The organism is Streptomyces sp. NPDC059917 (assembly GCF_042730635.1).
Classification (GTDB): Bacteria; Actinomycetota; Actinomycetes; order Streptomycetales; family Streptomycetaceae; genus Streptomyces.
Window position 1 is genome coordinate 1 of record NZ_JBHWLC010000013.1, and the last position, 20,418, is coordinate 20,418.

The window sequence follows — 20,418 nt, forward strand, 5'->3', positions numbered from 1 at the left end:
CCCCTCTCCCGGGGGCGCGCCCCCCCCACTGTGTTTTGTCCGCCCCCCGGGCCCCTTGGCCCCCCCCCCCCCCCGGGGGGCGCCCGCGCCCCCGCCCCCGCCCCCCGCTCCGGGACATTTGGTCGGAAACGACAAAGCAACGATCCGAACACCGTGAGCTGTGCCATCTACGCGCGTAGGGGCAGAGCGGTTACGCTCGTCCGCGTGAACGCATCTGTTACCGATCCCCACGCCGCCGCCGACGCCGCGGCCGCGCGTCTGCGTGAGCTGACCGGCGCCGAAACCCACGACGTAGCCCTCGTCATGGGCTCCGGCTGGGCGCCCGCCGCCGAAGCGCTCGGCGCTCCCGAGGCCGAATTCCCGGTCACCGAACTCCCGGGCTTCCCCCCGCCCGCCGTCGAAGGCCACGGCGGCAAGATCCGCTCGTACAAGATCGGCGACAAGCGCGCGCTGCTCTTCCTCGGCCGGACCCACTACTACGAGGGCCGCGGCGTCGCCGCCGTCGCGCACGGCGTCCGTACCGCCGTCGCCGCCGGCTGCAAGACCATCGTCCTCACCAACGGCTGCGGCGGCCTGCGCCCGGGCATGCGCCCCGGCCAGCCGGTCCTGATCAGCGACCACCTCAACCTGACGGCCACCTCGCCCATCATCGGCGCGAACTTCGTGGACCTGACCGACCTGTACTCGCCGCGCCTGCGCGCGATGTGCAAGGAGATCGACCCGTCGCTGGAAGAGGGCGTCTACGTCCAGTTCCCCGGCCCGCACTACGAGACCCCGGCCGAGATCAACATGATCCGCGTCATGGGCGCGGACCTGGTCGGCATGTCCACCGTGCTGGAGGCCATCGCGGCCCGTGAGGCCGGCGCGGAGGTCCTGGGCATCTCCCTGGTCACCAACCTGGCGGCGGGCCTGTCGGGCGAGCCTCTCAACCACGAAGAGGTCCTGCAGGCCGGCCGCGACTCGGCCGCCCGCATGGGTCAGCTGCTCACCCAGGTCCTCGCCCGGATCTGAGCCATCCGAACCGGCGGTACGTGAGGTCACGAGAGGTAAGGCGGAAGCAGTGCAGGAACAGGACGACCTGATCGCCCGGGCGCAGGCCTGGCTGGCGGAGGACCCGGACCCGGAGACCGCCGAGGAGCTGGCCCAGCTCATCGAGAAGCGGGATCTGGACGAGCTGGCGGACCGGTTCTCCGGCCTGCTCCAGTTCGGCACGGCCGGGCTCCGCGGCGAGCTGGGCGCGGGCCCGATGCGGATGAACCGCAACGTGGTCATCCGCGCCGCGGCGGGCCTCGCGGCCTACCTCAAGGCGCAGGGACACGCGGGCGGCCTGGTGGTCGTCGGCTACGACGCGCGCTACAAGTCGGCGGACTTCGCGCGGGACACCGCCGCCGTGATGACCGGCGCCGGTCTGCGCGCGGCCGTCCTGCCCCGCCCGCTGCCGACGCCGGTCCTCGCCTACGCCATAAGGCACCTGGGCGCCGTCGCCGGCGTCGAGGTGACCGCGAGCCACAACCCTCCCCGGGACAACGGCTACAAGGTCTACCTCGGCGACGGCTCGCAGATCGTGTCCCCCGCGGACACGGAGATCGCCGCGCGGATCGACGCGATCGGCGCGCTGGCCGACGTACCCCGTCCGGAGAGCGGCTGGGAGGACCTCGGCGACGAGGTCCTGGAGGCCTACCTGGCGCGTACGGACGCGGTCCTGACCCCCGGGACGCCCAGGACCGTGCGGACCGTCTACACGGCCATGCACGGCGTCGGCAAGGACGTCGTGATGGCGGCCTTCGCCCGGCACGGCTTCCCCGCGCCGGTGCTCGTCGCCGAACAGGCCGAGCCGGACCCGGCCTTCCCGACGGTGGCCTTCCCCAACCCGGAGGAGCCCGGGGCGATGGACCTGTCCTTCGCCACGGCCGCCGAGGTCCGGCCCGACATCGTGATCGCCAACGACCCGGACGCGGACCGCTGCGCCGTGGCCGTCCCGGACGACGCCTCGGCGTCGGGCTGGCGGATGCTGCGCGGCGACGAGGTCGGCGCGCTGCTGGCGGCGCACCTGGTGGCCAAGGGCGCCCGCGGCACCTTCGCGGAGTCGATCGTCTCGTCCTCCCTGCTGGGCCGGATCGCGGAGGCGGCCGGCGTCGGCTACGAGGAGACCCTGACGGGCTTCAAGTGGATCGCCCGGGTCGAGGGCCTGCGCTACGGGTACGAGGAAGCGCTCGGCTACTGCGTGGACCCCGAGGGCGTCCGCGACAAGGACGGCGTGACCGCGGCCCTGCTGGTGGCCGAGCTGGCCTCGGTCCTCAAGGAGCAGGGCCGCACCCTGAGCGACCTCCTGGACGACCTGGCGATGGCCCACGGCCTGCACGCCACCGACCAGCTGTCGGTCCGCGTCGAGGACCTCTCGATCATCGCCTCGGCGATGGCGGCGCTGCGCGCGAACCCGCCGGCCTCGCTGGCGGGCCTGCGCGTGGTCTCGGCGGAGGACCTGAACGAGGGCACGGCGTCGCTGCCGCCCACCGACGGCCTGCGCTACTACCTGGACGGCGCCTACAAGGCCCGGGTGATCGTCCGCCCCTCCGGCACCGAGCCCAAGCTCAAGTGCTACCTGGAGGTCGTCGTCCCGGTCGCGGACGCCCCGGACCTGACCCCGGCCCGCACCCGCGGCCAGGAAGTCCTGGACGCGATCAAGAAGGACCTGGCCCAGGCTGCGGGCATTTAGCCCGACCCGCACCCCGAACCCGCCACACCACCGGCCCCCCGAGCCCACGCCCGGGGGGCCGGTGGCGCATCCGGGACCGCACGAAGGCGCTCATGGGCGGGGTCGGGCGGGGCGTCAGGAAGGGGTCGGGGACGGGGACTGGCGGACGATTTCGCCCAGGGTGGCGATCGACTCCGGGCGGGCGCGGACCGCGTCCGTGCATTCCCAGGCGCGCGGCGGGTCCACGTCCGGGCCGCCCAGGGTGACGGCGCCGGGGCTCAGTCCCGCCGCTTCGTTGCCCGCCAGCGTGCAGACGATCTGGGACAGGGCGATCGGGGTCAGGTCCTCCGGCTTGCGGCTCAGCCGCAGCGTGCCCTTGGGGTCACCGGGCCGCGGCGCGCCGGCCGAGAGGTTCTGCGGCACGCCGGTGCTGAACCCCGCGTCCGCCTCCTGCCCCGACGTCGGCCGCTCCAGCGCCTCCAGGAGCGCCTGGGCGACCAGGGTCAGCGGATCGCGCGCCGTGCTCTTCTCCGGCAGCGGCACCACCCGTTCCACGCCCACCAACTGCGATCCGCACAGCAGTTGAACAGTGGCCCGGAACCCCTGCGGGTCCGCGCCCGGCTGGGCGGGCGTGTCGCAGGACACCCGCGAGGGCGCCGCCCCGACGTCGACCGGGACCGTCGTGGCCCGAATGCCGCAGCCGACCGTACCGGCCAACAATCCCGCGGCGGCCGCGCCGAAGAGCAGCCCGTTGCGCATCCGCCTCATGCGGTTCATCCGGCCCATCTGGTTCGTCCGGCTCGGCCGGCTCGTCTGGCTCATCCGCCCGCCCCGCCGCCCAGGTCCACCGGCAGCTTCAGCGTGAACACCGCACCGCCGCCCTCCCCGTTGGCGGCGGTGATCTCACCGCCCTGGATGTGGGCGTTCTCCACCGCGATCGACAGGCCCAGCCCGCTGCCGTCCGACCGCGGCCGCGAGGCGCTCGCCTTGTAGAAGCGGTCGAAGACGTGCGGCAGCACCTCCTCGGGGATCCCGGGCCCGTTGTCCTTGACCTCGATGACCAGCCACGACACGCCCTCGGCGTCCTCCTCGGGATCGGAGACCCGCACCGAGACGCGCACCGGCGAGCCGCCGTGCTTGAGGGCGTTGCCGATCAGGTTCGCGAGGATCACGTCGAGGCGGCGCGGGTCGAGGCGCGCCACGATGCCGCGCTCCGCGTCCAGTTCGACCGCGTCCAGCCAGGCCCGCGCGTCGATGCAGGCGGTGACCTGGTCGGCGACGTCGACGTCGTCGAGCACCAACCGGGCCGTTCCCGCGTCGAAGCGGGTGACCTCCATCAGGTTCTCGACCAGGTCGTTGAGCCGGCGGGTCTCGCTCACGACCAGCCCGACCGCCGGAGCGATCATCGGGTCGAGCGTGTCGGCCTCCTCTTCGAGCACCTCGGCCACCGCCGTCAACGCCGTGAGCGGCGTGCGCAGTTCATGGGACATGTCGGCGACGAAGCGCCGGCTCGACTCCTCCCGCGCGCTCATGTCGGCGACCTTCTTCTCCAGCGCCTCGGCCGTCTTGTTGAAGGTGTGCGACAGATCGGCCAGTTCGTCCGTCCCGGACACCTCCAGCCGCGTGTGCAGCTCGCCCTCGCCGAGCTTGCGCGCCGCGTCGCCGAGCCGCTGCACGGGCTTGAGCACCGTACGGGCAGCGGCCTGCGCGAGCAGCGCGGAGCCCAGCAGCGCGAGCCCGGTCGCGATGCACAGGGACCAGGCGAGCGCGTTCAGGTCGTCCCGCTCCTGGGCGAGCGACTTGTACATGTAGCCGGTCGGCCCGCCGCCCACGATCCGCGTCCCGCCGACCAGGTACGGGTTGCCGCGCGGCTTCGTGCGCTGCCAGTACATGTGGTACTCGGCGCTGTTGGCCGAGGTGGTCTTCTGCCGGTCGTTGACGGCCTGTTGCAGGGACCTGGGTACGTCGTCCAGCCCGAAGGAATCGGGACCCGCCGTCCCGAAGACCCTGCGCCCGTCCTTGCCCTCGCGCACCAGCAGCACGCTGTAGCCGGGGCTGCTGCCCGCCATCAACTCGGCGGTGCGCTGCAGCTCCTCCTGCGACGGGTCGGCGGGCAGCGCCGCCGCCCGGTTCTGCATCTCCTGCCGGAAGTCGCCGAGCGCCGCGTCCTGGGTGCGCGTGAGGACCGCCTCGCGGTTGAGCCAGTACGCGATCCCCGAAGCCGAGACCGCCGCCGTCAGCGCGACCAGCGCGAAGACCAGGAGCAGCCGCAGGCGCAGGCTCGTCCAACGCCGTCGCGCGAGCGCCTTCGCCGCAGCACCGATCACTGCGGGGAGTCCAGGCGGTAGCCGACGCCGCGCACGGTACGGATGAGCGTCGGCGAGGAGGGGATCTCCTCCACCTTGGCGCGCAGCCGCTGGACGCACGCGTCGACCAGGCGCGAGTCGCCGAGGTAGTCGTGCTCCCAGACCAGGCGCAGCAGCTGCTGGCGCGAGAGCGCCTGACCGGGCCGCCGACTCAGCTCCAGCAGCAGCCGCAGCTCGGTCGGCGTGAGCTGGAGGTCCTCGCCGTTCTTGGTCACGGTCATGGCGGCGCGGTCGATCACCAGCGAACCGAAGACCGCCGAATCGGTGGCCTCGCGCTCGCCGCGGCGCAGCACGGCCCGGATCCGGGCGTCGAGCACCCGGCCCTGGACGGGTTTGACGACGTAGTCGTCGGCCCCCGACTCCAGGCCGACGACGACATCGATGTCGTCGTTGCGCGCGGTCAGCAGGATGATCGGCAGCTGGTCGGTGCGCCGGATCCGGCGGCACACCTCGAAACCGTCGATCCCGGGCAGCATCACATCCAGCACGATCAGATCCGGCCGCTGCTCGCGCAGCAGTTTCAGGCCGTCCTCACCCGTCGCCGCGGTGGCCACACGGTGGCCCTGGCGTGACAGGGAGAGTTCGAGGGCCGTGCGGATGGCGTCGTCGTCCTCGATCAGCAACAGGAAAGGCACGGGCTCATTCTGTCCCATCGACCGTCGGGCGTACGACCGTCGTGCGGCGGACCGCGCCCGGGAGCTCCTTCACAGGTGCCTGTGACAGGCCTGTGACAGTCGAAGGACACCCCGGTTATCTGACCGGGGCAGGCTTCTACCAACGCACAGGACGAAGAACCGAAGCAGACACACTCCACGACGGGGGGCGCGAGATGAACACGCTGTACGGCACCACGACCAGCGCGGTTGTCACGCGGCTGCACGATGTGAACCGACGGGCGGGTGTCCGTCCGGTCACCGTCGCCCGACAGCGGCCGGCGCACACGGTAGCCATCGACGCACAGACCTACACCGCCCCCTCCGTGGCCCCCGCGGCCGCACCCGCACCGTCCGTTTCGGCGGAAGCCGAGTTCACGGCGTACGTCGAAGCCCGCCGGGCCTCGCTCTACGCGACCGCCTTCCACCTCACCGGTGACCGCCACGAGGCGGAGGACCTGCTCCAGAGCGCGCTCTTCTCCACCTACCGCGCCTGGGACCGGATCAGCGACAAGGCGGCCGTCGGCGGCTACCTGCGCCGCACCATGACCAACCTGCACATCAGCGCCTGGCGCCGCCGGAAGCTGAACGAGTACCCGACCGAGGAACTGCCGGAGACGGCCTCCGACACGGACGCGATGCGCGGCACGGAGCTGCGCGCGGTCCTGTGGCAGGCCCTGACCCGGCTCCCGGAGCCGCAGCGCACGATGCTGGTGCTGCGCTACTACGAGGGCCGCACGGACCCGGAGATCGCCGAGATCCTGGACATCAGCGTCGGCACGGTCAAGTCGAGCATCTGGCGCTCGCTGCGCCGCCTGCGCGAGGACCAGGCCCTGAGCTTCGGCGCCGACGAGGCGGAGTCCTTCGAGGAGCTGGTGGCGTAGGCGCCGGTGGCGCGACGCCACGTAAAGACCACACGGCCGGGGGGCCGTCCTACGGGGGTGGGACGGTGGCCATGGAGGGGGGACGAGCGGGATCAGGCGGCCGGGGGTCCGCGTGATCCCGCTCGTCTTTTGTCGTGCTCGTTCTTGTGGCGCTCGTTCTCTTTATCGTGCTCGTTCTCGTGGCGCTCGTTCTCGTCGCGCCGACTGCGTCGTTACGCCGCTGCGGTGGGGCGCGTCGTGCGGTGGCGCCCGGCCGCCGCGGCGGCCAGACGACCGAGGGCCTCGTCACGGGCACAGGCGTGCGCGCCCAGCGCGGTGTGCCGCGCGACGATCCCGCGCTCGGCCCGCATCAGCCGCCAGCCCCGGCGCAGCAGGAACGGCACCGACTTGCGGCCCTCCCGCAGATCGCGCGCGAGGCGCCGCCGGAAGGTGGTCGAGGGTCGGCCGCGCAGGCAGATCGCGTCGGCCAGCAGCCCCAGCTCCTGACACCGCGCCACGATGTCCGCGGCGAAGATGCCCTCCGCGATGAACAGCGGGGTGCGCGCTATGTCCAGGGCCTCGGCCCCGGTCCGCGAGCTGGTGGAGATGTCGTAGACCGGCACTTCGGTACGACCGCCCGCGCACAGCTCCGCGACGGCCGCGACGGCCGCGTCCGCGTCCCACGACAGGGGCGAGTCCCAGTCGATGTCGGAGCTGCCCTCGACCAGCGGCAGGCTGGGGTCGTCGCCCTCTTTGTAGAAGTCGTCGAGACGCAGCACGGGCAGCCCCGAGCGCGCGGCCAGCGAGGATTTTCCGGAGCCCGACGGACCGGTCAGCAGGACGACTCGGGTCGGGGAGGGGGAGGAGCAGCTCACGGAACACAATTGTGAACCATTAACCCGCGCAGGGGGTCCTCCCGGTGGCCGGTTGGTATCCAGGATCACACTTCAACTACGCTGCGTGCGCACGCGACTACGACCACAGACCCGACCTCAGGTGGACATCCATGGCACGTCACGCAGCCTCCTCGTCGGCCCTGCGCAGCGCAGGGCTCACCCTCACGATGGCCGGTGCGGCCCTCGCCCTGGCCACCGGCGGGGCCCAGGCGGGTGAGCTGGACGTTCCGGCCGCGCTGGCCGGGGTCGCCAATCCGATCAAAAACCTGCAGGTCAACCCGCTCGCCAACACCGGTGTGGACCCGCTGAACAACGGAATCGCCACGCAGGTCGCGGACTTCCCGGCGGTCGGCACGAACATGGTCACCGACAGCGTGACCAAGGGCGCCAAGGTCGGCGAACTCCCCACCGCGGCGGCCGCCTCGCTGCTGGGACCGCTGCTCCCGGGCGCGGTGAAGTAGGCGCGGAGCCGCCCGCCCGGACACGCGAAGGCCCCGACAGCACGGGGGTCGCTGTCGGGGCCGGTTTCGAGGGCCCGTACGGCCCCGGCGGGCCCCGTTGGGGGCTCGCGGGGCGTCGTAGGGCGTCTTGGGGGCGTCGCGGGGGCTAGTAGGCCGAGCCGGAGGCGCCCAGCGAACCCGTGGGGTGCCAGACCGTCTTCGTCTCCAGGAAGGCGGTCATCCGCTTCGTCCCCGGGTCCGCGGTCCAGTCGTCCGAGGACGACCGGCGCAGCACGCGCTTGAGGTTGTCCGCGGCCGCGATCTCCAGCTCCGTGGCCAGCGCCTCGTCGGCGCCCGCCAGGTCGATCGCGTTGACGTCCTGGTGCGAGGCCAGGTGCGGACCCATCTCGGCGGCCTTGCCGGACAGGACGTTGACCACTCCGCCGGGCAGGTCGGAGGTGGCCAGCACCTCGCCCAGGGAGAGCGCCGGCAGCGGGGCCTTCTCGCTCGCGATCACGACGACGGTGTTGCCCGTCGCGATCGCCGGGGCGATCACCGAGACCAGGCCCAGGAAGGACGAGTCCTGCGGGGCGAGCACGGTGACGACGCCCGTCGGCTCCGGGGTGGAGAGGTTGAAGAACGGCCCCGCGACCGGGTTCGCCCCGCCCACGAGCTGCGCGATCTTGTCGGTCCAGCCCGCGTACCAGACCCAGCGGTCGATGGCCGCGTCCACGACGGCGGCCGCCTTGGACTTCGACAGCCCCTCGGCCTCGCCGACCTCGCGGACGAACTGGTCCTTGCGGCCCTCCAGCATCTCGGCGACGCGGTAGAGGATCTGGCCCCGGTTGTAGGCGGTCGCGCCCGACCAGCCGCCGAACGCCTTGCGGGCGGCGACGACCGCGTCACGGGCGTCCTTGCGGGAGGACAGCGGAGCGTTGGCCAGCCACTTGCCCTTGGAGTCCGACACCTCGTACACCCGGCCGCTCTCGGAGCGGGGGAACTTCCCCCCGACGTACAGCTTGTAGGTCTTGAAGACGCTCAGACGCGCCGACGACGACTCAGACATCGAGGTAACCCTCCAGGCCGTGACGGCCACCTTCGCGGCCGAAGCCCGACTCCTTGTAGCCGCCGAAGGGCGAGGTCGGGTCGAACTTGTTGAACGTGTTGGCCCAGACGACACCCGCGCGGAGCTTGTTCGCGACCGCGAGGATGCGGGAGCCCTTCTCCGTCCAGATGCCGGCCGAGAGGCCGTACTGGCTGTTGTTCGCCTTGGCGACCGCCTCGTCCGGGGTACGGAACGACAGCACCGACAGGACCGGGCCGAAGATCTCGTCGCGGGCGATGGTGTGCGCCTGGGTGACGTTGGTGAACAGCGTCGGGGCGAACCAGTAACCGGCGGACGGCAGCTCGCACGCCGGGGACCAGCGCTCGGCGCCCTCGGCCTCGCCGCTCTCGGCGAGCGCGGTGATCCGGGCCAGCTGGGCCGCGGAGTTGATCGCGCCGATGTCGGTGTTCTTGTCCAGCGGGTCGCCGAGGCGCAGCGTCGACAGGCGGCGCTTGAGCGCGTCGAGCAGCTCGTCCTGGATCGACTCCTGGACCAGCAGGCGCGAGCCCGCGCAGCAGACCTGGCCCTGGTTGAAGAAGATGCCGGTGACGATGCCCTCGACGGCCTGGTCGATGGGGGCGTCGTCGAAGACGATGTTGGCGCCCTTGCCGCCCAGCTCCAGGGTGACCTTCTTGTCCGTACCGGCGACCTGGCGCGCGATGGCCTTGCCGACGGCGGTGGAGCCGGTGAAGGCGACCTTGTTGACGTCCGGGTGCTCGACGAGGGCCGCGCCCGCGTCGCCGTAACCGGTGAGGATGTTGACGACGCCCTTGGGCAGGCCCGCCTGGCGGCAGATGTCCGCGAAGAACAGGGCCGAGAGCGGGGTCGTCTCCGCGGGCTTCAGGACGACGGTGTTACCGGTCGCCAGCGCCGGGGCGATCTTCCACGCCAGCATGAGCAGCGGGAAGTTCCACGGGATGACCTGGCCGGCCACGCCGAGCGGACGCGGGTTCGCGCCGTAGCCCGCGTGGTCGAGCTTGTCGGCCCAGCCCGCGTAGTAGAAGAAGTGCGCGGCGACCAGCGGGAGGTCCGCGTCGCGGGTCTCCTTGATCGGCTTGCCGTTGTCCAGGGTCTCCAGGACGGCCAGCTCGCGGCTGCGCTCCTGGATGATCCGGGCGATCCGGAAGAGGTACTTGGCGCGCTCCGAGCCGGGCAGCGCGGACCACTTCTCGAAGGCCTTGCGGGCGGCCTTCACGGCGCGGTCGACATCGGCGGCGCCCGCCTGGGCGACCTCGGCCAGCACTTCCTCGGTGCTCGGCGAGATGGTCTTGAAGACCTTGCCGTCGGCGGCGTCGGTGAACTCTCCGTCGATGAAGAGGCCGTAGGACGGCGCGATGTCGACGACCGAGCGGGACTCGGGAGCCGGTGCGTACTCGAAAAGGGATGCCATGGTGATCAGTCCACCGTCACGTAGTCGGGACCGGAGTAACGGCCGGTGCTCAGCTTCTGGCGCTGCATCAACAGGTCGTTGAGCAGGCTGGAGGCGCCGAAGCGGAACCAGTGGTTGTCCAGCCAGTCCTCGCCCACGGTCTCGTTGACCAGGACCAGGAACTTGAGCGCGTCCTTGGTCGTGCGGATGCCGCCCGCGGGCTTCACGCCGATCTGCACGCCGGTCTGCGCGCGGAAGTCGCGTACGGCCTCCAGCATCAGCAGCGTGTTGGCGGGGGTGGCGTTCACGCCCACCTTGCCGGTGGAGGTCTTGATGAAGTCGGCGCCGGCCATCATGCCGATCCAGGAGGCGCGGCGGATGTTGTCGTACGTCGACAGCTCGCCGGTCTCGAAGATGACCTTGAGGCGCGCGGCCGTCCCGTCGGGGCGGACGCAGGCTTCCTTGACGGCCTTGATCAGCTCGAAGGTGTCGAGGTAGCGGCCCGCGAGGAAGGCGCCACGGTCGATGACCATGTCGATCTCGTCCGCGCCCGCGGCGACGGCGTCACGGGTGTCCGCGAGCTTGACGGGCAGGGCGGCGCGGCCGGCGGGGAACGCCGTCGCCACGGAGGCCACCTTGATCCCGGTCCCGGCGAGCGCCTCGTGCGCGATCCCGGCCATGTCGGGATAGACGCAGATGGCGGCCGTGCGCGGGGTGGTCCGGTCGGTCGGGTCGGGGTTCGCGCCCTTGGCGCAGAGCGCCCGGACCTTGCCCGGGGTGTCCGCGCCCTCGAGCGTGGTCAGGTCGATCATCGAGATGGCCAGGTCGATGGCGAACGCCTTGGCCGTCGTCTTGATCGAACGGGTGCCGAGAGCTGCGGCGCGCGCTTCCAGGCCGACGGCGTCGACGCCGGGCAGCCCGTGCAGGAAGCGGCGCAGCGCGCTGTCGGACGTCGTCACGTCAGCGAATGCGGGGAGTGTGGTGGGCATGGTCACCAGATGAGCATATCTACGCGCGTAGCGGCCTGTCACCCCCTCCCCCATAACCACCCGATATCGGTCTGAGGGGGCGGAGACCTCTCGGGGGCGGAGGGATCCGTGGATGGCTGGGTGGATGGCTATGCGGATGACTACGCGGAGGGCAGGGGGCGGCTACGCACCGTGCGGGCGGTTGCGGGAAGGGGCCCTCGGGCGGACGCTGTCGTTGCGCTCCACGCGGTCCGGGCGTCCACACCGCCCGACCGCTCCAACTGCCCGAGGAGTCGTCATGCGCCACCCCCTCCGCACCTCCCTCGCCACGGCCGCCCTGGCCGGAGCCCTGACCGCAGCCCTGCTCGCTCCCGCAGCGGGAGCTTCGGCGGCGGGTGGGGGCGGGGGTGTTGGTGGTGTTGGTGGTGTTGGTGCGGGCGTGATTGCGGGTGCGGGTACGGGTGCGGGTGCGGGTGCGGTCAGCGTGTCGGGCGACGGCCGGTACGAGGGGACTCCGGTCTACATCGGCGAGGGTCTGGTCGCGGTGCTGCGCAACAAGGCGGAGGGCCCCGAAGCCTGGATCCGGTACGTGGGCCCCCGCTGGAAGCCCGGCGAGCCCTACTTGGTCCGCGTGATGGCCAAGCTGGACCGCGCGCACCCCACCGCCACCCTCAGCGGTCTCCACCTCACCCTGACCAAGGCGAACACCCCCACCCCAGCCCTGACGGTCACGAATCCGGCGGACGGCTCGACGACCTCCTACCCGCTACCGCGGGGGGCATGAACGGCGCGGCTCCGCCGCGTTGGCCTGCGGCTTCGCGGGGGCGGGGTCGGAGAGGGTCCGGGGGCTGCCCGCCAGTTCAACTGTCTCTCCGCGCCGGGTCACCCTGTCAAGGGCGCTCCTTCGTCGCGTCGCTACGCGATGGCCTTCGGCCACCCTTGACAGGGCGCCCCGACCCGGAAAGCCAAGAACTGTCGGGAAGCCCCCGAAGGAACGGCAGGGGGGACCGATATCTCCGATCGGGGTTCCGGGCGATGGGGCGGGGGCCCTGGGTGCAGCCTCTACCGCGCCCTTCGGGCGTACAAGCCACAGACACGCCCTCAGATCGCTACGCGCTTCTCCGAGAGAGGCGTCTGCGGGCTGTGCGGGGCTGGTGGGCGGTGCGGGAGGGCCAGCAGCTCGGCTCAACCGAGCAGGAGACGGGTCTGGTGACGATGGGGACTCAACACCCCTCCAAACCTCCCCAGTTTGCCCCTTTTGTTGGCATTTGGAGTGTGCATTCGAGGGGCGGACGGCATCAGACCGGCCCCATGCTCGCCCTCGCCGAGTTCCCACCACAAAGAGCCCGCAGACGCCGCCCTCGGAGAAGCGCGTAGCGATCTGAGGGCGCGCTTGTCGCTTGTACGCCCGGAGGGCGCGGCAGAGGCCGCACCCAGAGCCCCCGCCCCATCGCCCGGAACCCTGGGCGATGGTCTATGTCCCCCCTGCCCTTCCTTCGGGGGCTTCCCGACAGTTCTTGGCTTTCCGTGACGGGGTGGCCTGTCAAGGGTGGCCGCAGGCCATCGCGCAGCGACGCGACCGTAGGGAGCGCCCTTGACAGGTCGCCCCGGCGCGGAGAGACAGTGGAACTGGCGGGCAGCCCCCGGACCCTCCCCGACCCCGGACACGCGAAGCCCCCGCCCAACGCGGCGAAGCCGCGCCCACCCCCGCCAAGCCCCCACCCCCCGCCGCGGCGGAGCCGCGGGGCGCGGCGTGCGGCAGAATCGGGGCATGACGAGTCCCGTGCCTCCTGCTGCCGACGAGCCGGTCTATGACGACCGGGTCTATCGCTCCCCCATGGCCATGGTGACCGGCGTGCTGATGCTGGCGCTGGTCGGTTGGTTGTGCGGGGACGCGCTGGTGCGGGGGGCCGGGTCGGCGCCGTTGATCGCCGGGGCGGTGTTGTTGTGTGCGGTGCCGCTGATCGTCGCGTTCACGCTGCGGCCCGCGGTCTTCGCGAACGACAACCGGATGCGCGTGCGGAACCCCTTCCGCACCATCGAGCTGCCCTGGGCCGCCGTGGACGCGGTGCGGGCCGGGTTCTCGGCGGAGGCGCTGGCCGAGGGGGACAAGTACCAGCTGTGGTCCATTCCGGTCTCGCTGCGCGAGCGGAAGAAGGCGAACCGGCGGGCCGGGCGCGCCCAGGGCGCCGGGGCCGGGGCCAAGGACGCGGTGCAGGCCGGGGCGGACAAGGCCGTGCACGAGCTGACGGAGCTGGCCGAGCGCGGCGCTTCGCGCGCCGGGGCGCAGGGCAGCGTGCGGGTGCGTTGGTCGTACGAGATCATCGCGCCCGCGGTCATCGGAGCGGTCGCTCTCATCGTGCTCCTCGCCACACGCTGAACCGGCCGGAACCGCGGCTACCGGCTGGTGCGTCTTCGCAGGTGTGCAGCGTCATGAAGCCGGCGGCAGCGCCGCCATTCAACTCCGGCTCCGGCTCGTGGGCGGCGGTCTGCTGGCCGCCCACCTCCTGCTCGTCGCCTGGGTGACCCTGCGACCCCTGGACGTGCCATGGGCCGCCTCCGCCAATCTGACCCCCTTCGCCGGGATCAGATCCGACCTGGCCGCCGGGCCGCTGGAGGCGGCGCGGCGGATCGGCTCGTCGTTGGTGCTGCTCGCACCGCTCGGGGTGCTCCTGCCGCTGGTCAGCGGGCGGCTCGCGCCGTCGCCGCTGGCCGCGTGGGCCTCGATGACCCGGACCGTCGCGGCGGGAGTGCTCGTCTCCGTGAGCATCGGCATGCTCCAGACCGCGGTTCCGGGCCGGGTGGTCGACGTCGACTCGGTGCTGCTGAACGTGCTGGGCGTGGCGCTGGCCCACCTGGCCGTCGTACCGGCGCTGCGCGCCCGGCTGCGGCGCTCCGGGAAGCGGGTCGCGTCGCGGCCCGACTCCCCCGAGCCTTCTCCGGTGCGTTCTCAGGGGCCTACCCCGAGAGTTGCCAGGGTCGGTATCGGCCCCTGGACCGAGGTCCTGTCGGCGATTCACCGGGAGTATTGAGGCATCGCAAGAAAGCGATTCCTACGAAGGAGAAACCATGAGCGCCCTTGCCCGCCCCCGTGACGGACGATGGATCGGCGGAGTCTGTGCCGGTCTGGCGCGACGCTTCGGGATGTCCGCCAACACGATGCGTCTCATCTTCGTCGTCTCCTGCCTCCTGCCCGGCCCGCAGTTCCTGATCTACCTGGCCCTGTGGGTGGTCCTGCCGAACGAGAAGACCGGCGCCGGTTCCGGCAGCTGGTAGCCGCCGTCAGCGGACGGTCCGCTTGACCTTCTGGACCTGCTTGTCCGTGAGGTCGTGGGGCACTTCCGCCTTGCGCTGGGCGTCCGTGACGTTGAGCGCCATCAGTCGCACGATCGTCGAGCCCTGGCGTACGAGGACCAGGTGGACGTGGGCCGAGACCCCCTGGGCGGCCGCGACGACCGTCCAGCTCACGCTGTCGTCGCCCCCGGCCTGGTAGGCGACGGGTTTGACCTCGCGGTAGCTGCCGGTCTGCTTCTGGATCGTGGCGTTGAAGCCCGCGCCGCAGGCGGCGACGGCCGCCTTGAGCCGGGCCATGAGCTGCTTCGCGTCGCTCTCGGCGTAGGAGCTGACCGAGTCCGAGATGGCGAGGCCCGCCTGGGTCTGGGAGCCGACGCCCCGGTTCACCGTCTCGCGCGCGGCCGGGTCCGGCTTGTCGCCCATGACGTCGGCGAGGGGCTGGCAGGCCTTCTTGTCGGCCTGCGGCTGGCCGTCGGGGGCGTTGGGGTTCTTGCCCTGCGCGGAGATCTGGTAGCCGACGAGGTCGCCCTGTTCCAGGGCGGACTTCTCCAGCACGGTGCCGGTGCGCGGCGCGGTGGAGGCTCCCGCGGGCGCGCTTGCGGAACCGGGGGCGCCGGAGGCTCCCCCGGTCGCCGCGGAACCCTTCGGGTCGGGCCCCTTGTCGGCTGCCGGGCCGCCCGCGGACGTGCATCCGACGGCGGCGCTCAGCAGCAGGGGGGCCAGCGAGGCGACCGCGACCGCTCGTGCCTTCATGCGCATGTCCTCGACCTCATACCCCGTGCGTGGATGGGCAGTTCGGGGTGATCGTGGCACATGCCACAGCGGGGCGCACGCCTCGTCGAAGAGGTGTGCGCCCCGCGTGTGTACGTGCGGATCCGTGTGCGATTTCGCGTACGGAGGGTCAGCCGCCGAGGCCGCCGGGGAGGTTGCTGGTCGGCAGGCCGCCGAGGAGACCGGTGACGGGCTTGAGGGCCTCCGCCGGGTCGCTCGACTGGGACTGGCCCTCCTCGCCGGGGGCGACCTTCTGCTGGCTGGTGAGGCCCTGGGTGGCGCCGGTCACGGTGCTGAGCGCGTCGGTGACGCCGATCGCGGGAACGGCGGCGGAGGCGGTGCCGGCGGCGGCCGCGGCGAACGCGGCACCGATGACGGCGACACCGAGGGTCTTGGCAGCTGACTGCTTCATGAAGAATCGTCCTTGCGACAGGGAATTGAGCGGCTCCGCAAACTAGTCACTTCAAACCCCCTCCTGCAAACATCCTTAAATATGAGAAAGCGCCCGGGAATTGCTCCTCCCGGGCGCTTTCAGTACGTCAAGCCGTGGCCTACGCCGAGACAGAACCGCTGGTCGAAGCGGTCTGCTGGAACAGCCACTCCGACTTCAGCTCCGCATAACCGGGCTTGATCACGTCGTTGATCATCGCCAGTCGTTCATCGAAAGGAATGAACGCGGACTTCATCGCATTGACCGTGAACCACTGCATGTCGTCGAGCGAGTACCCGAAGGTGTCGACCAGGTGCTCGAACTCCCGGCTCATGCTCGTGCCGCTCATCAGCCGGTTGTCGGTGTTGACCGTCAGCCGGAAGTGGAGCTTGCGCAGCAGGCCGATCGGGTGCTCGGCGTAGGAGAGCGCCGCGCCCGTCTGCAGGTTCGAGGTCGGGCACATCTCCAGGGGGATGCGCTTGTCCCGGACGTACGAGGCCAGCCGGCCCAGCGTGACCGAACCGTCGGCGGCGACCTCGATGTCGTCGATGATCTTCACGCCATGACCGAGGCGGTCCGCGCCGCACCACTGCAGGGCCTGCCAGATCGACGGCAGGCCGAAGGCCTCGCCCGCGTGGATGGTGAAGTGGTTGTTCTCGCGCTTGAGGTACTCGAAGGCGTCGAGGTGGCGGGTGGGGGGGAACCCGGCCTCGGCGCCCGCGATGTCGAAGCCGACCACGCCGTTGTCGCGGTAGCGGTTCGCCAGCTCGGCGATCTCCAGCGCGCGGGCCGCGTGGCGCATCGCCGTGAGCAGCGCGCCGATGCGGATCCGGTTGCCGTTGGTGCGCGCGCGGCGCTCGCCCTCGCGGAAGCCCTCGTTGACCGCCTCGACGACCTCTTCGAGGGTCAGACCGGCTTCGAGGTGCTGCTCGGGGGCGTAACGGATCTCGGCGTACACGACGCCGTCCTCGGCCAGGTCCTGGGCGCACTCGGAAGCGACCCGGAAGAGGGCCTCCTTCGTCTGCATGACGGCGCAGGTGTGCGCGAACGTCTCCAGGTAGCGCGGCAGGGAGCCGGAGTCGGCGGCTTCGCGGAACCAGACGCCCAGCTTGTCGGCGTCCGTCTCGGGAAGGTTCTCGTAGCCGACCTTGTGCGCCAGCTCGATGATGGTCCCGGGGCGCAGTCCACCGTCGAGGTGGTCGTGGAGCAGCACCTTCGGGGAGCGGCGGATCTGATCTGGGGTGGGCAGGTTGGGGGTCTCGCTCGTCATCTGCGCACTCTAGCTCCTACGCGCGTAGAGCGCGGGGCAGGCGGCCAGGGTCGATACGTAACAGTGACCGTGCGGACGGGTGGCGTACACCTGTCAGTCTGAGACTGTTCGGCCATGGCACAGCATGCGCCGCCGGCGCGCGGGGCCCGCCTGGGGCGGGCGGCCGGCGCGAACGGCTCGGGCTCGACGGTCAATGGTGTGGTGCTCCTGCTTCCCGGAGCGTCCAGGTTCTTCCCCGGTCCGCTGCGGCCGCTCGCGCGGGCGCTGGCCCGCGGGGGCGGGACGCAAGGGCTGGTCACGCACACCGTCCAGCACGGCGTGGACGGGCGCGAGGAAGCCGCGCGGTGGGCCGTGGAAGAGGCGTTACGGCGCTACGGCGACGTGCCCGTGTGCCTCGTCGGCTACGACGCGGGCGGCCGGGCGGCGCTGGCGGCGGCCGGGCACGAGGCCGTCAACTGCGTGGTGGCGCTGGCGCCTTGTCTGCCGGAGGCGGTGGCGGGGGCGGAGCCGGAACCGGTGAAACAGCTGTCGGGGCGGCAGGTCCTGATCGTGCACGGCACCAACGACGCGCGCAGCGACCCGGAGTCGTCGTTCCGGCTGGCGACGCGGGCGAAGAAGGCGAACCGGGCCACGTGTCGCTTCGAGGTGCACTCGGACGGGCACGGGCTGCGGGAGCACCAGGGGGAAGTGGTCGCGCTGACCGTGGACTTCGTCCTCGGGACGGTGTGTTCGGGGCGGTATTCGCGGCCGGTGACGGATGCGTTGGCGGCTCCGCCGCCGTTGGGGTTGCGCATGCCGTTGGGTTCCGGCTTCGGGCGGTCGTTGCGGGGGTGACGGTGGCTCCCGTGGGGGCGGTGCGGTGCGGCGTCGTTCCCGGGGCTCCGCCCCGGACCCCGCGCCTCAAACGCCGGCGGGGCTGGAATGGGCTGGACGATGCGGCCTCGTCGGTGATCGATGTGCCATCTCAGCGCAGGAGGGAGGTGGCTCGGGTCAAGGTGGTGGTGAGGGCGGTGGCGGTGGGGGCCGTGGCCAGGATGTAGGGGTGGGGGTGGGAGAGGTGGACGCGTAGGACGCCCGGGACGGCGCGGGCCGCGGCCAGGGCGGTGGGGCGGGACGGGGTCGGGGGGAAGTCGACGTAGCGGACCCCCGCGTGGGTCGCGCGGGGGTGCAGGGGTGGGGCCGGGAGGTCGAGGCAGGCGGCGACCGCGAGGGCCAGGACGTCGATGCCGGTGGCCAGGCGCAGCAGGTCGGGCTCCAGGACGCCCGGGCGGGCGTGGGCCTCGACCAGGCGGGGGCCGCGGGCGGTGAGGATGACCTCGGTGTGGGAGGGGCCGTCCCGGTGCCGGACCAGGTCCAGGACCCGGCGCACGAGGGCCCGTACGGACGCGGCCGGGCGGGGGTCCAGGGGTACCGGGAGCTGGTGGCCCGCGGTGGTGAGCCGGGGGCCGGGCAGCCGGTGGGTCCAGCCGAGGACGCGGTGGCGGCCGCCCCGGGAGAGCGCTTCGACCGTGAGCTCGGGGCCTTCGAGGAACTCCTCCACGAGCAGGTCGGTGATTTCGGGGTAGGCGCGGGCGGCGGCACGCGCGTCCGCGGGGCCGGTCAGCCCCCGCACGCCCTCCCCGTCGGCGCCCGCGCGCGGTTTGACCACGCACGGGTAGCCGATGAGGTCGGCGATGAAGGGGAGCAGGTCGGCGCGGCCGCAGCGGGCGAAGGAGACGGGGTGGCCGGGGTGCAGCAGGGTGTTGGTGCGGGCGCGCAGGGCGGCCTTGTCCATGAGGGCCGTGACCGCGCCGCTGGGGGTGCCGGGCAGGCCCAGCGCCTCGTTGGCGCGGGCGGCCGCGAGCGCGCTGGCGGCGTCGAAGCCGAAGACGGCGGCCCGGCCGTCGCGGACCGCGGCCAGCCGGGCGAGTTCCCCGGTCAGCGCCCGGTGGTCGCGCCAGTCCGTCCGTACCGGCCGTTCCGCCCCCTCTCGGACGGACGGTACGGACGCGACCGGCGCGACCACCACGGGGCGCGCACCCGCTCGGCGGGCGGCGGCTATCACGGCCGGGCGCGGACTCAGCAGGATGGCCACGGGTCTGGGGCTCTCGCTCTGCACCGTGTCCACCCCCGGGTCCGGCTCGCGCCTCCCCCCGGAGGGCCGCTGCCGTGGGTCCACTGTGCCGGTTCGGCATATGCCGCGGGGCGGTGGCCACGCCTCGTCTTGGTGCCGTGCGAGAACCCGAGGGGTTTACAACCCAGCAGATTCCGGGACGAATATGCCTATGCCTGCCGATGACGAAACGGCCGACCTGAGTCCGGCCGCCCGGCGCCTGTACGCGTACGCCGTCGAGCGGCACGCCTTCGGCGCGGCCGAGGCGACCGGGGCGCTGGGCGCCCGGGCCGCGGCCGCCATCACGGAACTGGCGGCCGCGCAGTTGCTCCAGCCGGCCCCGGCGGGAGCGGCCGGCGACGGCGCCGAGCGGTGGAGCGCGGTGTCCCCGCGGGCCGCGGTGGCGCGGGCACTGGCCCCGCTGGCGCTGCGGGTGCGCGAGACGCACGACGAGATGGAGACCGTGCGCAGGCGGCTGGACGCGCTGGTGCCGGAGTACGAGGCCGGGGCCGCCCGGCGGGACCTGGGCGGGCTGGCCCCGCTGGAGCTGGTGACCGACCTGGGCGCCGTACGGGGTTTGATCACGGAGCTGGTCGCCTCCTGCGAGCGGGAGGTGCTGACCTCGCAGCCGGGCGGGGGCCGTCCGGCGGACGCCTTGGAGGAGGCGATCGGGCGGGACGAGTCGGTGCTGGCGCGCGGGGTGCGGATGCGCACGCTCTACCAGCACACGGCGCGCTACTCCCGGCCGACCGCGGCGTACGTCGACCGGATGACGGCGCGCGGGGCGCAGGTCCGCACCCTGGGGGACGGGCTGATGCGGATGATCGTGATCGACGGGCGCACGGCGCTGATGGCGGTCCCGGACATCGCCGGGGCGGCGCTGCTGGTGCGCGAACCGGCGGTCGTGCACTTCATGACGGAGGCGTTCGAGCGGTCCTGGGTGGAGGCGGAGCCCTTCGCGTCGAGCGTGAGCCCGGACCAGGCGCGGTCGCTGTCGGACGAGCTGCGGCGGACGATCGTGCGGATGCTGGCGGAGGGTCTGGAGGACAAGGTCATCGCGCGGCGCCTGGGCATGTCGGAGCGGACGTGCCAACGCCACATCGCGGAGGTGATGCGGGCGGTGGGGGCGAAGTCCCGCTTCCACGCGGGGTACCTGTTGGCCGGTGTCAACGCCGAGAAGGGGGCAGGGGAGGGGTAGCTCTCGGG

General features: G+C 72.2%; 21 protein-coding genes. 10 read left to right on the forward strand and 11 right to left on the reverse strand.

The window, feature by feature from the left end:
- The first annotated feature begins 204 nt into the window (after positions 1-204).
- Complete coding sequence (locus ACFWAR_RS10250) at positions 205-1,011, forward strand: purine-nucleoside phosphorylase (RefSeq protein ID WP_330332264.1); 807 nt, start codon at positions 205-207, stop codon at positions 1,009-1,011.
- Positions 1,012-1,060: 49 nt separating this feature from the next.
- Positions 1,061-2,716 (forward strand): phospho-sugar mutase, encoded by a 1,656-nt coding sequence (locus tag ACFWAR_RS10255; RefSeq protein ID WP_385775128.1) that lies wholly within the window; start codon positions 1,061-1,063, stop codon positions 2,714-2,716.
- Positions 2,717-2,830: 114 nt separating this feature from the next.
- On the opposite strand, the gene ACFWAR_RS10260 is transcribed toward ACFWAR_RS10255, so the two are convergent.
- Genes ACFWAR_RS10260 through afsQ1 form a run of 3 tightly spaced genes read right to left on the reverse strand, consistent with a single transcriptional unit; the run spans position 2,831 to position 5,696 of the window.
- On the reverse strand, positions 2,831-3,517 hold the full coding sequence (locus tag ACFWAR_RS10260; protein WP_385775129.1) for a hypothetical protein: 687 nt from the start codon (positions 3,515-3,517) through the stop codon (positions 2,831-2,833).
- Positions 3,514-5,022, reverse strand: a complete 1,509-nt coding sequence (locus ACFWAR_RS10265) for a sensor histidine kinase (protein WP_385775130.1) — start codon at positions 5,020-5,022, stop codon at positions 3,514-3,516. The genes ACFWAR_RS10260 and ACFWAR_RS10265 overlap by 4 nt, the downstream gene beginning before the upstream one ends.
- Positions 5,019-5,696 (reverse strand): two-component system response regulator AfsQ1, encoded by a 678-nt coding sequence (gene afsQ1, locus ACFWAR_RS10270; RefSeq protein ID WP_283460500.1) that lies wholly within the window; start codon positions 5,694-5,696, stop codon positions 5,019-5,021. The genes ACFWAR_RS10265 and afsQ1 overlap by 4 nt, the downstream gene beginning before the upstream one ends.
- Before the next feature lie 194 nt (positions 5,697-5,890).
- On the opposite strand from afsQ1, the gene ACFWAR_RS10275 reads away from it, so the two are divergent.
- Positions 5,891-6,598, forward strand: a complete 708-nt coding sequence (locus ACFWAR_RS10275; RefSeq protein ID WP_385775131.1) for a SigE family RNA polymerase sigma factor — start codon at positions 5,891-5,893, stop codon at positions 6,596-6,598.
- 212 nt (positions 6,599-6,810) lie between these two features.
- Here the strand turns inward: ACFWAR_RS10275 and ACFWAR_RS10280 are convergent, their stop codons facing one another.
- Positions 6,811-7,518: a uridine kinase gene (locus ACFWAR_RS10280; protein ID WP_385775364.1), complete on the reverse strand. Its 708-nt coding sequence runs from the start codon at positions 7,516-7,518 to the stop codon at positions 6,811-6,813.
- A gap of 65 nt (positions 7,519-7,583) precedes the next feature.
- Here ACFWAR_RS10280 and ACFWAR_RS10285 point away from each other — a divergent pair, with 65 nt between their 5' ends.
- Positions 7,584-7,934, forward strand: a complete 351-nt coding sequence (locus ACFWAR_RS10285) for a hypothetical protein (RefSeq protein ID WP_385775133.1) — start codon at positions 7,584-7,586, stop codon at positions 7,932-7,934.
- 145 nt (positions 7,935-8,079) lie between these two features.
- Here ACFWAR_RS10285 and ACFWAR_RS10290 read toward each other — a convergent pair whose 3' ends face one another.
- From ACFWAR_RS10290 to deoC, 3 genes are read right to left on the reverse strand one after another with little or no spacing between them, the layout of a single operon-like run.
- Positions 8,080-8,979, reverse strand: a complete 900-nt coding sequence (locus tag ACFWAR_RS10290; RefSeq protein WP_385775135.1) for an aldehyde dehydrogenase family protein — start codon at positions 8,977-8,979, stop codon at positions 8,080-8,082.
- The gene (locus ACFWAR_RS10295; RefSeq protein WP_385775137.1) at positions 8,972-10,408 is read right to left on the reverse strand and encodes an aldehyde dehydrogenase family protein; all 1,437 of its coding nucleotides are present in this window, start codon (positions 10,406-10,408) and stop codon (positions 8,972-8,974) included. Before ACFWAR_RS10295 ends, ACFWAR_RS10290 begins: the two co-directional genes overlap by 8 nt.
- A 5-nt stretch (positions 10,409-10,413) precedes the next feature.
- Positions 10,414-11,376 carry a deoxyribose-phosphate aldolase gene (gene deoC, locus ACFWAR_RS10300; protein WP_354379776.1) on the reverse strand — a complete coding sequence of 321 codons (963 nt, stop codon included), beginning with the start codon at positions 11,374-11,376 and terminating at the stop codon, positions 10,414-10,416.
- 277 nt (positions 11,377-11,653) lie between these two features.
- Here deoC and ACFWAR_RS10305 point away from each other — a divergent pair, with 277 nt between their 5' ends.
- The 4 genes from ACFWAR_RS10305 (at position 11,654) to ACFWAR_RS10320 (ending at position 14,631) form a co-directional block, all read left to right on the forward strand.
- Positions 11,654-12,139: a hypothetical protein gene (locus tag ACFWAR_RS10305; RefSeq protein ID WP_385775139.1), complete on the forward strand. Its 486-nt coding sequence runs from the start codon at positions 11,654-11,656 to the stop codon at positions 12,137-12,139.
- Between the two features lie 987 nt (positions 12,140-13,126).
- Complete coding sequence (locus ACFWAR_RS10310) at positions 13,127-13,735, forward strand: PH domain-containing protein (protein WP_385775141.1); 609 nt, start codon at positions 13,127-13,129, stop codon at positions 13,733-13,735.
- 43 nt (positions 13,736-13,778) lie between these two features.
- Positions 13,779-14,387, forward strand: a complete 609-nt coding sequence (locus ACFWAR_RS10315) for a VanZ family protein (RefSeq protein ID WP_385775143.1) — start codon at positions 13,779-13,781, stop codon at positions 14,385-14,387.
- A 37-nt stretch (positions 14,388-14,424) separates the two neighbouring features.
- A complete protein-coding gene (locus ACFWAR_RS10320) occupies positions 14,425-14,631 on the forward strand; it encodes a PspC domain-containing protein (protein ID WP_385775145.1) in 207 nt (68 codons plus the stop codon).
- 6 nt (positions 14,632-14,637) lie between these two features.
- On the opposite strand, the gene ACFWAR_RS10325 is transcribed toward ACFWAR_RS10320, so the two are convergent.
- The 3 genes from ACFWAR_RS10325 to ACFWAR_RS10335 all read right to left on the reverse strand — a co-directional run bounded on the left by ACFWAR_RS10325 (position 14,638) and on the right by ACFWAR_RS10335 (position 17,120).
- On the reverse strand, positions 14,638-15,402 hold the full coding sequence (locus ACFWAR_RS10325; protein ID WP_385775147.1) for a hypothetical protein: 765 nt from the start codon (positions 15,400-15,402) through the stop codon (positions 14,638-14,640).
- A gap of 148 nt (positions 15,403-15,550) precedes the next feature.
- Complete coding sequence (locus ACFWAR_RS10330; protein WP_385775149.1) at positions 15,551-15,832, reverse strand: hypothetical protein; 282 nt, start codon at positions 15,830-15,832, stop codon at positions 15,551-15,553.
- Positions 15,833-15,971: 139 nt separating this feature from the next.
- Complete coding sequence (locus ACFWAR_RS10335) at positions 15,972-17,120, reverse strand: adenosine deaminase (RefSeq protein ID WP_385775151.1); 1,149 nt, start codon at positions 17,118-17,120, stop codon at positions 15,972-15,974.
- Between the two features lie 114 nt (positions 17,121-17,234).
- On the opposite strand from ACFWAR_RS10335, the gene ACFWAR_RS10340 reads away from it, so the two are divergent.
- On the forward strand, positions 17,235-17,954 hold the full coding sequence (locus tag ACFWAR_RS10340) for an alpha/beta hydrolase (protein WP_385775153.1): 720 nt from the start codon (positions 17,235-17,237) through the stop codon (positions 17,952-17,954).
- A 130-nt stretch (positions 17,955-18,084) separates the two neighbouring features.
- On the opposite strand, the gene ACFWAR_RS10345 is transcribed toward ACFWAR_RS10340, so the two are convergent.
- On the reverse strand, positions 18,085-19,194 hold the full coding sequence (locus ACFWAR_RS10345; protein ID WP_385775155.1) for an acetyl-CoA carboxylase biotin carboxylase subunit family protein: 1,110 nt from the start codon (positions 19,192-19,194) through the stop codon (positions 18,085-18,087).
- A 190-nt stretch (positions 19,195-19,384) separates the two neighbouring features.
- Here ACFWAR_RS10345 and ACFWAR_RS10350 point away from each other — a divergent pair, with 190 nt between their 5' ends.
- Complete coding sequence (locus ACFWAR_RS10350; protein ID WP_385775157.1) at positions 19,385-20,410, forward strand: LuxR C-terminal-related transcriptional regulator; 1,026 nt, start codon at positions 19,385-19,387, stop codon at positions 20,408-20,410.
- Positions 20,411-20,418 lie beyond the last annotated feature (8 nt).